This window comes from Candidatus Nitrosotenuis uzonensis (assembly GCF_000723185.1).
Lineage (GTDB): Archaea > Thermoproteota > Nitrososphaeria > Nitrososphaerales > Nitrosopumilaceae > Nitrosotenuis > Nitrosotenuis uzonensis.
Genome location: NZ_CBTY010000008.1, coordinates 431112 through 441459, shown reverse-complemented (window position 1 = coordinate 441459; position 10348 = coordinate 431112). Strand labels below are relative to the sequence as shown.

At 40.5% G+C, this 10348-nt stretch carries 12 protein-coding genes; 6 read left to right on the top strand and 6 right to left on the bottom strand.

Annotated features, from left to right (window positions below):
• Positions 1–102: 102 nt before the first annotated feature.
• Positions 103–504: a nuclear transport factor 2 family protein gene (locus NITUZ_RS05120; RefSeq protein WP_048195941.1), complete on the bottom strand. Its 402-nt coding sequence runs from the start codon at positions 502–504 to the stop codon at positions 103–105.
• Positions 505–709: 205 nt separating this feature from the next.
• On the opposite strand from NITUZ_RS05120, the gene ilvB reads away from it, so the two are divergent.
• From ilvB to NITUZ_RS05100, 4 genes are read left to right on the top strand one after another with little or no spacing between them, the layout of a single operon-like run.
• Positions 710–2398 carry a biosynthetic-type acetolactate synthase large subunit gene (gene ilvB / locus NITUZ_RS05115; RefSeq protein ID WP_048195939.1) on the top strand — a complete coding sequence of 563 codons (1689 nt, stop codon included), beginning with the start codon at positions 710–712 and terminating at the stop codon, positions 2396–2398.
• A 5-nt stretch (positions 2399–2403) separates the two neighbouring features.
• The gene (gene ilvN, locus NITUZ_RS05110; RefSeq protein WP_048196136.1) at positions 2404–2889 is read left to right on the top strand and encodes an acetolactate synthase small subunit; all 486 of its coding nucleotides are present in this window, start codon (positions 2404–2406) and stop codon (positions 2887–2889) included.
• On the top strand, positions 2886–4403 hold the full coding sequence (locus tag NITUZ_RS05105; protein WP_048195937.1) for a 2-isopropylmalate synthase: 1518 nt from the start codon (positions 2886–2888) through the stop codon (positions 4401–4403). The genes ilvN and NITUZ_RS05105 overlap by 4 nt, the downstream gene beginning before the upstream one ends.
• Positions 4404–4417: 14 nt before the next feature.
• A complete protein-coding gene (locus NITUZ_RS05100) occupies positions 4418–5440 on the top strand; it encodes an isocitrate/isopropylmalate dehydrogenase family protein (protein WP_048195936.1) in 1023 nt (340 codons plus the stop codon).
• On the opposite strand, the gene NITUZ_RS05095 is transcribed toward NITUZ_RS05100, so the two are convergent.
• The 3 genes from NITUZ_RS05095 to NITUZ_RS05085 form a co-directional block, all read right to left on the bottom strand.
• Positions 5423–5689, bottom strand: a complete 267-nt coding sequence (locus NITUZ_RS05095; RefSeq protein WP_048195934.1) for a hypothetical protein — start codon at positions 5687–5689, stop codon at positions 5423–5425. The genes NITUZ_RS05100 and NITUZ_RS05095 overlap by 18 nt on opposite strands.
• 213 nt (positions 5690–5902) lie before the next feature.
• Positions 5903–7186, bottom strand: coding sequence for an aspartate--tRNA(Asn) ligase (gene aspS / locus NITUZ_RS05090; protein WP_048195930.1), 1284 nt, complete (start codon positions 7184–7186; stop codon positions 5903–5905).
• Entirely contained in the window at positions 7183–7701 is a 519-nt protein-coding gene (locus NITUZ_RS05085) for a transcription elongation factor NusA (RefSeq protein ID WP_048195926.1), read from the bottom strand. The genes aspS and NITUZ_RS05085 overlap by 4 nt, the downstream gene beginning before the upstream one ends.
• A 70-nt stretch (positions 7702–7771) precedes the next feature.
• On the opposite strand from NITUZ_RS05085, the gene NITUZ_RS05080 reads away from it, so the two are divergent.
• Positions 7772–8707: an ABC transporter ATP-binding protein gene (locus NITUZ_RS05080; protein ID WP_048195924.1), complete on the top strand. Its 936-nt coding sequence runs from the start codon at positions 7772–7774 to the stop codon at positions 8705–8707.
• Here NITUZ_RS05080 and NITUZ_RS05075 read toward each other — a convergent pair.
• Entirely contained in the window at positions 8698–9072 is a 375-nt protein-coding gene (locus NITUZ_RS05075; RefSeq protein ID WP_048195923.1) for a DUF6659 family protein, read from the bottom strand. The genes NITUZ_RS05080 and NITUZ_RS05075 overlap by 10 nt on opposite strands.
• Positions 9073–9158: 86 nt before the next feature.
• Here NITUZ_RS05075 and NITUZ_RS05070 point away from each other — a divergent pair, with 86 nt between their 5' ends.
• A complete protein-coding gene (locus NITUZ_RS05070) occupies positions 9159–9791 on the top strand; it encodes a YqaA family protein (protein ID WP_048195922.1) in 633 nt (210 codons plus the stop codon).
• On the opposite strand, the gene NITUZ_RS05065 is transcribed toward NITUZ_RS05070, so the two are convergent.
• Positions 9788–10348 (bottom strand): DNA-3-methyladenine glycosylase, encoded by a 561-nt coding sequence (locus tag NITUZ_RS05065; protein ID WP_048196134.1) that lies wholly within the window; start codon positions 10346–10348, stop codon positions 9788–9790. The genes NITUZ_RS05070 and NITUZ_RS05065 overlap by 4 nt on opposite strands.

Genomic DNA, 10348 nt, shown 5'->3' with positions numbered 1-10348 from the left:
CAACAACAAAAACCACAACAACAAAAACCACAACAACAAAAACCACAACAACCGACTACGTCGCCTCAGCCCGCGCCTCAGCCAGCTGCAAAATCACAATAATTATTCTATCTTTGACAGGTGGATGTGAACTATCTTCCACGTTGGTCTTTTGATGAGTATAAATGTTGCACGCCCATCAATCGATATATGTTCACCAGTGAATGCCTTGTTGTCAACTAACATTCCCTTCTGATTTAATTCAAAGGCTACTATTGCACAATCACCGAAAATGCTTATCTTGGGATTTTTTATCTGGTAGCTATAATCAGATATGCTCACAAATCGCAGCTCTTCTAGCGCAATGGTTGTTTTAAAGTCCTTTAAGTCGTATGGCGGTATATCTGAAAAACTCGAAAATATGGGGTCATCAAGCTGAATAGTTCTTAACGAAGTGAGATCTTTTGTTTTTCCTGTCTCAAAGAATGTCTCTATTATCTGGATTATGTCTTCCCTATCAGACAAAGTTGTTGTTGCTTGTCAAAGTTGTGACTTTAAGCCTTATGAATACGCCTTCTTGGGCATAAAATACAAGATAATCTTTATATCAACAATTTTAGTCTTAGATAGTGAACTTTATGATAACCGGTTCGACTAAACGACTTGTAGGACTACTGGTCGAGCTGACGCTGTAAAATATAATACAGCGCATTTTTGTGGTGATTAATTTATGCAAACAATGTCTGGCGCGAAAGCACTAATCAAAGCACTGGAAAAACAAGGAGTAAAAGAGATCTTCGGGCTACCGGGAGGTGCTAACCTTCCAATGTATGATGAGCTCTTCAAAAGCAACATAAGACACATTCTTGTAAGGCACGAACAATCTGCTGCCCATATGGCAGATGGATTTGGCCGAGTGAGCAGAAAAGCAGGTGTGTGTTTTGCAACATCCGGACCGGGAGCCACAAACATAGTGACAGGTCTTGCAACTGCACAAGCCGATTCTGCACCAATGGTGGCAATAACTGGCCAGGTCCCACTATCCATGATTGGACGTGATGCATTCCAAGAAAGTGATATAATCGGAATAGCAAATCCTGTTGTAAAATACTCTTTCCAGCCTACCACACCAACTGAAATTCCAGAAGTTGTAAAAAAAGGATTTTACATAGCAGAAACAGGTAGGCCAGGAGCCGTACTCATCGACGTCCCAAAGGATGTACAGCAGAATGAAGCGGACATTCCATTCCCAGAAGAAGTAAAAATACGTGGATATCATCCCTGGACAGACCCTGATGTCGTTGCAATAGAGAGAGCAATCAAACTATTGTTATCGTCAACAAGACCAGTCATACTGGCTGGAGGTGGAGTGATAATATCATCGGCATTCGCAGAACTACAATCTCTTGCAGAAATGCTCATGATCCCAGTAGTGACTACGTTCAAGGGCAAAGGTGCATTTCCGGAAAATCATCCTTTGTCACTGGGGCCAATAGGCATGCATGGTCATGCTGAAGCAAATAAAATAATGAGTGAAGCAGACTGTGTTTTAGCAATAGGAACGAGATTTTCTGATAGATCGGTTGGAAGATTTGATGAATTTGAAAAGAATCTAAAGATAATTCATCTTGATGTTGACCCTGCAGAAATTGGCAAGAATCAAACTACAAGCGTGGCAGTAGTAGGAGACGTAAAGGCATCTCTTAGGATATTTCTCAGACTATTGGCAGAACAAGTAACAAAAAAGTCTGAACACAATGTATGGCTAACACACGTAACAGAAGTCAAGGATTATTGGAGGCAAAATTTAAAATTACACCCAGGCGAGCTCACTGCTGCCAAAATTCTCAGAAAGTTACGAGAGGTGATGCCTGCAGAGTCGATAGTAACAACAGAAGTTGGCCAACATCAAATGTGGGCATCTTTATTCTATGACGTAATTCATCCAGGTACATTTTTCAGCTCTACTGGACTTGGCACCATGGGTTGGGGGTTCCCAGCTGCAATAGGAGCAAAGGCGGCAAGACCTGATTTACCAGTAGTTGACATTGCCGGAGACGGAAGCTTTAACATGACTGAGAACTCTCTTGCAACCTCTGTCCTTGAAGGCCTACCTGTAATTGTATTTCTCGTTAACAACTATCTACTTGGAATGGTGGCGCAATGGCAAAGGACATTCTATGACAGGAGAATGATCGGCGTGGATCAAAAACACTGTCCAGATTATGTCAAACTTGCTGAGTCATACGGAGCTCAAGGAATAAGAGTTGGAAGCTTGGACGAGCTTGGTCATGCAATAAAGGCAGGTCTTAAGAGCGATGTTGCGACCGTAATAGATATTCCAATCGATCCTGAAGAGGACGTATTGCCGTTTGTGGCACCAGGAACTTCATTAAAAGACATGATTTTACCGTCGTGAGAAACTTGGTCTGGGCAATTTTATCAATATTGGTTGAAAACAAACCGGGAATCCTATTTAAGATAACACACCTATTCAGATCCAAGAACTTTAACATTGATAGTATATCTGTTGGCGTGACAGAGAATCCGGAATTCTCAAAGATGACAATAACCACCATCGGCGATGAACGTCAGATTGATCAAATTGTAAAGCAACTTGACAAAATGATTGATACGGTAGAGGTAAAACGATTGGATGATAAAAAAACAGTATATAGGGAATTGGTGTTATTTAGAGTCAAAATATCAAAGGCGTCGGACAGTATGGAAATTAGTAACATTGCAAATGCATTTAACGCAAAAATCCATGATGCAAGAAAAGATTCCATCATGTTGGAGTTAACAGCCACTCCTGATCAGATACACAATTTACAAGAGTTACTCATCCCATATGGAATATTGGATATAGCGCGAACCGGTGTAGCTGCATTACAGAGGGCTGAAAATTGAGAATCCGAATATTTGACACTACATTGCGTGATGGAGAGCAAACTCCAGGAGTAGCGCTTTCCCCAGAGAAAAAACTCTTGATTGCAAAAAAACTAGATGAACTTGGCGTTGACGCGATCGAAGCAGGATTTCCAGTTATCTCTGAGGGGGAACGACATGGAATAAAGCTAATAACAAAAGCAAACTTGTCAGCTGAAATATGCGGCTTGGCAAGAACTAACAAAAAAGATATAGATGCAGCAATAGACTGTGGTCTAAACTATGTCCATACTTTCATAGCTACATCTGATATTCACTTGCAATACAAACTCAAAATGAGCCGAGAACAGGCCCTTGAGAAAGCAATCGAGGCAGTCGAATATGGAAAATCACATGGATTGCAGGTGGAATTCTCAGCAGAAGATGCAACAAGATCCGATAGGGAGTTTCTAAAGAAGGTTTTCAGTGAAGTAGCGAAGGCAGGTGCAGACCGAATCGACATTCCTGATACTGTAGGTTATTCTACCCCACAATATATGGCGGAGATAACAAAGGATGCAATTGCCGCATCCAGATTACCTATTAGTGTTCACTGTCACAATGATTTCGGACTTGCAGTGGCAAACGCAATTGCTGGAATTCAAGCCGGAGCACAGTGCGCGCATGTCACGATTAACGGTATTGGTGAGCGTGCAGGTAATGCATCACTTGAAGAGTTTGTTATGGCATTACAATGTCTACAGTTTGGACAAAAATGGGAGACTGGAATCAAAACCAAATTGTTATACGAGACATCAAAATTTGTCTCAAACTTGGCTGGCATTACAGTACAACCAAATAAAGCAATTGTAGGTGAAAATGCCTTCGGACATGAATCTGGCATTCACACCCACGGAATCTTGAACAATCCTCTAACGTACGAACCCATAAGCCCAGAACTTGTTGGCAGAACTAGATGGCTCCAAGTAGGCAAACATGCAGGAATACATGGTGTTTCTGCAATGCTTGAAGAATATGGAGTAAAGCCCACTGAAGACCAACTAAGGGAAATATTGGAAAAAGTAAAGGCAATTGGTGATCAGGGCAAACAAGTGACAGACGTAGAACTACTTTCTATTGCAAATGAAATATTGGCAGAGCACACAATCAAGCGAATCGTACAGCTAAGCGGATTTTCAGTCTCTACTGGAATAGGTACTATGCCATATGCATTTGTAAAGCTGAATGTAGATGGAGTTGATTATATCGGCACCGACTATGGAGTGGGACCAGTGGACGCAGCGTTAAACGCAATTCAAAAAATTACAGGAGAGATTGCCAAAGTCAGAGTTAAGGAATACAAACTGGATTCAATATCTGGCGGCTCTGACGCATTATGCGAAGTAACAATAAAGGTAGAGGATGCATATGGGAATATGGCATCTGCCAAATCTATAGGCGAAGATATTGTAACAACAAGCGTCCAGGCAGTAATTGAAGGAATTAATAGAATCATGCTAAAAAAGACATTAAAGCAAAAAAAGATTGGCAGCTAGGCTGGCATTTTAGAATGTACAAGATCTCATTGATTACCGGTGATGGTATAGGGCCAGAACTATCTGAATCTGCTTTACAAATACTGAACGCCGTGCATGACCGACTTGATGTTAAATTCCAAATTGAAAGCATCATGGCAGGTGATGCTGCACTTGCAAAATACGGGAACGCTCTTCCTAAATCCACTATAGATGTTATTAGAAAATCTGACGCGTGCATGAAAGCTCCAGTGGGAGAGTCTGCAGCCGATGTAATTGTGGCATTACGTCGTATGTTAAACTTGTACGCCAACATCAGGCCTGCAAAATCATATCCATATATGCACGCACTAAAAGACGACATTGACCTTGTAATAGTTAGAGAAAATACGGAAGATCTCTATACTGGACAGGAATTTGAACTGTCTGGTGCAGCAGTAGCCTTTAGAATAATCTCTGAGAATGCCTCAAAAAAAATAGCAAAATATGCGTTTGAAACAGCAATTCAAAGAAATGGGAAAAAAACGGTTACATGCGTGCACAAATCCAACGTAATGCGAAAAACAGATGGGCTTTTTTCAAGAGTGTGCTCACAGATTGCAAAGGACTATCCACAGATAAAATTTGAGCAAATGTATGTTGATGCATGCGCTATGAACCTTATTCGAAAGCCAGAAAGCTTTGACGTTATAGTCACAACAAACCTGTTTGGTGATATACTTTCAGATGAAGCAGCTGAGGTAGTGGGAGGACTTGGTATGGCTCCAGCTGCAAACATCGGAGATGATTTTGCACTTTTTGAACCAGTACACGGAGCTGCGTTCGATATTGCAGGCAAAGGAATTGCAAACCCATCCTCGTTCATTCTTTCTGCAAAAATGATGCTTGATTGGCTAGGAAAAAAACACAATGATAAAAAATGCATGTATGCGGCAGACAAACTGGAATCGGCAGTATATGGAGTAGTAAAAAAGGGTGTAAAAACACAAGATATAGGAGGGAATAAATCTACGATGGAATTTACAAAAGAAATACTCTCATTACTTACTTACATCTGATGACGGCGGGTACCTTGACCAAAAAAAGAGCATCAGACATAATGGTATCATACATATGATTGCCGCAATTACAAATACTGTGTAGTACCCAGAGTGCAGTCCTGGAATAAGCGGCCCTGGGAAAACAGCATAAAACCATACAAATGCAACAAATCCAATTATTATCTTATTTCGTTTGATTATCGACTTCCATCCGAGCTTTGCTTTATTGATATAGCATCTTTTGCATCTTGTCCTATCATCAGTCATGCATGAAGTGCATACGCGCTTTTGACAAAAATAGCACTTTCTATCGCCAAATTTGGAATTACAAAATTCGCATGTGGCCACACTCTATTTTCGTTTTTCAAGATTTATCTCTTACCGGTTATCGTTGTCACGTCATTGTTCGCTGGAACTTGGTCTTTGTACCTATGTCCAAAACAGCAATGTTAAAAAATATCATTCATAACTGTTAGCAAGTTATGGGGTGAGCCGTTCTGGATCGCGTGGATACAACACCACTTCCCGTACGTTATCCGTGCCTATTATGACTGTCATTAGCCTATCTAATCCCATTCCCCATCCTGAATGAGGCGGCATTCCCCAATCAAACGTTCTTAAATGATCTTCAAAGCTTGCAGGATCTAGGCCCTGCTCTATTAGCCTTGCCCTTATTTTAGCTGGCTCATGCAACCTTCTTCCACCCGATGATAATTCAAGATGACCGTACTGCAAATCAAATGATCTTGATATTTTTGCTTCATCATCTTTCTCATGTATGTAAAACGGTTTTAAGCTCATCGGCCAATCGGTAAGAAAGAAAAATCCTGGATGATTTGTGCCTATTATCTTCAGATGTGAATCCAACAAATCGTCACCAAAGTTCAAGTTTATACCAGCTTTGCCAAGCTCATCAAGGGCATCAGAGTATGTTATTGTATCAAACGGCTGTTTTGGGATCTGCAGTTTTCTTTCTAAAGTATTTAGCTCCTGTTTACAATTTTTCTCCACATCGCTGAAAACTGATACCACCAAATTCTCAAGCACATCCATGACGTCCGTATAATCAAAAAATGCCGCTTCTATGTCTACACTTGTAAATTCACTGAGGTGACGTCCTGTATGTGATTTTTCCGCCCTGTAAAACGACGATATTTCAAACACGCGCTCAAGCCCGATAGTAAGTTGTTCCTTATACAGCTGTGGGCTTTGTGCAAGATATGCCTTCTTACCAAAGTATTCAAGTGAAAATAAATTTGCACCACCTTCACTTGCGCTACCGATTATCTTTGGCGTAGTTATCTCGATGAATTTTCTTTTCTCAAGCTCTTTTCTAAGTGATGCAAGAACTTGGTGTCTTATCTTAAAGACGGACGCAACACGTTGGTTTCTAAGATCAAGTGCACGCGCATTCAACCTGTTATCTATATTGCTTTCTAGCCTGCCGATGGGATCTATTGGCAATGGATGAACAGCTTTTGTAAGTATTTCGACATCATCTGCCTTTATCTCGTATTGGAAATCACGTGCCTTTGTGCTTTGAATTATACCCCTTACAAGTATTACACTTTGTCTTGTAAGGTCCTCTGGAATCACCTTCTCATCTTTTACAATTATCTGTGCTAGTCCAGTGACATCCCGTACTGTGAGGAACGTGATCTTGCCAAGCTTTCTTAAATCTTCGATCCAGCCACCAATCACAACATGACTTCCCTGCATTTGCAAAGAAAGCATATCTATATTGTGTGTTTTTTTAAATTTCATCTTCTCTGGCCTTCCTCAAATTCAATTACGACATCAAGCTCGCGTAGCTGTTTTACAATGTTTGTTACCTTGTTTACATCGATTGGAAATCGTGAAGTCCACTTACCAGATACTATTATTTTCGTTTTTTGAATTCCACCTGGAACCCAGACCACATTAATCGAGAGTATTTTTGTCGGAAAAAAAAGATCCTCAATGAATTTTCTATCGTTTGCTTCCGATTCTACAATCCATATCTTACCTGGAAATTCACCTTGTAACGTCCTATACAAAGTACGACTTTTTCTGATAGTCTCAATGTCGCTTTTTGCTAGATACAGTACAAATTCGCCTGCAACCTCTCTGCAAGAAAACAGCGTGAACTTGTCGATTTCTGAGTTAGTCTTGGCAAGCTTGGCAATTTTGATGGAGGCATCTACATCTGCTTTTGTTAGTTGACCTGCCTCAAGTTTTGCCTCGCATTGAGGGCACAAAATGGCATTTTTTGCATCAAAACCGCATATTGGAACTTGCAAGTAAATCGACTTCGTAATGAAACTAAAGTTAAATGTATCTTTCTGAAACTAAACGAGGGAGTATGATCGTATGCCTTTCCTTGTAGTGGAAAATCTGTCTACAAGTTATTCCACAGAAAATGGCAAAGTGCATGCAGTGCAGAATGTCAGTTTTTCCATGAATGCCGGAGAATCGATCGGAATTGCAGGTGAGAGTGCCTGTGGTAAAAGCACCTTAGGGTTATCAATAATGAGAACTCTTCAGGGCGGGACCGTAGAATCTGGCAGAATACTGCTTGATGGTGAGTCTATTTTGGATATGACCGATGAAGAGTTTGCCAGACACTTTAGATGGAAGAAATTGTCGATGGTGTTTCAAGGCGCAATGAACTCCCTTGATCCTGTATATACCATCGGTCAACAATTCTCTGACGTACTCAGAGAACATGGCCACCTACAAAATCATCTGAATGTGATGACTGCCGCATTGCGATCTGTAAATCTTGATCCACAAGTACTCAAAAAATATCCTCATGAACTTAGCGGAGGTATGAAGCAACGAGTGGTGATCGCAATGGCATTGTTGTTGAAGCCGCGACTTGTAATCGCGGATGAGCCTACTACCGCACTTGACGTTCTCGTTCAATCACAAATACTGAATTTATTTAAAATGTTAAAAAAAGAAAATACTTCTTTTATGTTAATATCCCATGATCTTGCAACAATATCTGAAATCTGTGAGAAAATAGGCATAATGTACGGCGGCAGAATGGTTGAGTTTGGAAGCTCTGAGGAGATATTCGAAAAACCAAAACACCCATACACACAAGCTCTGATAAAGTCATTTCCAAAACTTCATTCTGATCAAAGACCCAAATACATCCCAGGCAGTCCTCCAAGCTTACTGAATGCAGAACCCGGTTGCAGATTCATTCAACGATGTCCGCATGCTATGGAAAAATGCAAAAAAGATCCCAAAACAACAAAAACTGATTCCGGATATGTCCAGTGTTTTCTTTATGAATAGAGCTTAACTATTGGAAGACACGAGTCTATTATCCTTAACATCTCTGTGCGAACTACTCGTTTATCAATTGATACCCAGACTCTGTTTTGCTTGATTGCAAATGAGATCGTCTGGACTTTTTTTCGTTCCTCCCATACAAATTCAACCTTGCCTAGTTTTCTGTCAAACTTGCTTTCCATGTCTTTTTTCTTTGCTATGTGAACAAACTGATTTTGCGTATGTTTTGCGTCCAAAAGTGGTTTTAACCCCTGTCGTCTTTTGTAGGCACGCAACTTGCCATTCCTACCTATTATTCCTACAAATCTAATGTATGGACTTATTGAAAAAATCTTTTCACATATTACCTGATGCTCTTGACTTACCATTTGATATCGTTGCCAGTTCTTGTTATTTTAATATCGTGTTTTTGAAATTTTTGATAGTTTAATAATCAACATCATGCGTCCTATATGTGGATCTTTCGGCAATATTTCCGTTTGCTGATGAAATAGGATATTTAGGACTGGCACTGGTGAGTTTTTTTGCATCGCTTATCCCATTCGTTCCACTTCCCTCATTCATATTGCTTGCAACCATGGCAGCAGGCGATAAATTCAACATACATTATCTTGTGCTGATAACTGCAATAACTTCCACCGTTGCAAAGCAGATAATATTCTTGATAAGCTACGGTGGGCGTAAAATGATGACTGAAAAAACAAGAAAGCGTATGAAGCCGTTTGAAAAACTTGTTAAAAGGTATGGCGCCGCAGCAGCATTCGTAGCAGCGGCAACACCAATTCCAGATGATCTGATATATGTTCCTCTGGGACTTGCCAGATATAATCCACTCCGATTTTTTATCTCCACATTGGCTGGCAAGCTAGTGCTGTGCTATGTGATTGTACTTGTCTCTCATTACTTTGGAATGAATTACCTTGAGCCTATTTTGGAAAACGTGGACGACCCAATGATTGTCTATATTGGATTTGTCATATTTGCAGTGACGATGGTTGCTGCAATACTTGTCTTGTTGCGTCTTGATTGGGCAAAATTATTAGGTAAATTTGCCCCATGGACTGTGCAAAAAGATGACGATGATTAGGCACTGATTCTAAAATTCCACATCTTTTCAGTTCCTTTTCTAATCCCAATTCTGGGCCCTGCAATTATCTTTTGTTTTATGTCTATGCCGTTTATAATGTAAAGCGATTTTGATGTAACAAAATCCTCCCCATAATGTTGTTTTGTGATATTTAGGGCACAAGTAAGCTTTGCAGGTCCATTTGCAAGATTCTCAATATTGTGAATGCCGCGATTCTCCATCATGGTTTTGATTCCAGACTGTGGTTCAAGCGAACGGATTAGAACGGCACCTGCTTTTCGGTATTTGTTTCTGGCAACTACGTTTACACAATAATGCATGCCATATGTGAAATAGACGTATGCGCGACCTACCTCGCCAAACATGGCTTTGTTACGTTCAGTCATGCCCCTATACGCATGACTTGCAGGATCATCCTCATGTCTGTATGCTTCGGTCTCAGTAATCATTCCGCAAAGCACCGTCTTGCCGATTCTTCTAACAATTATTTTGCCTAGAAGATCTTTTGCCACGTCTACCGTATCTCGTGTATAAAATTCCCTTGATGGTCTTGTTAT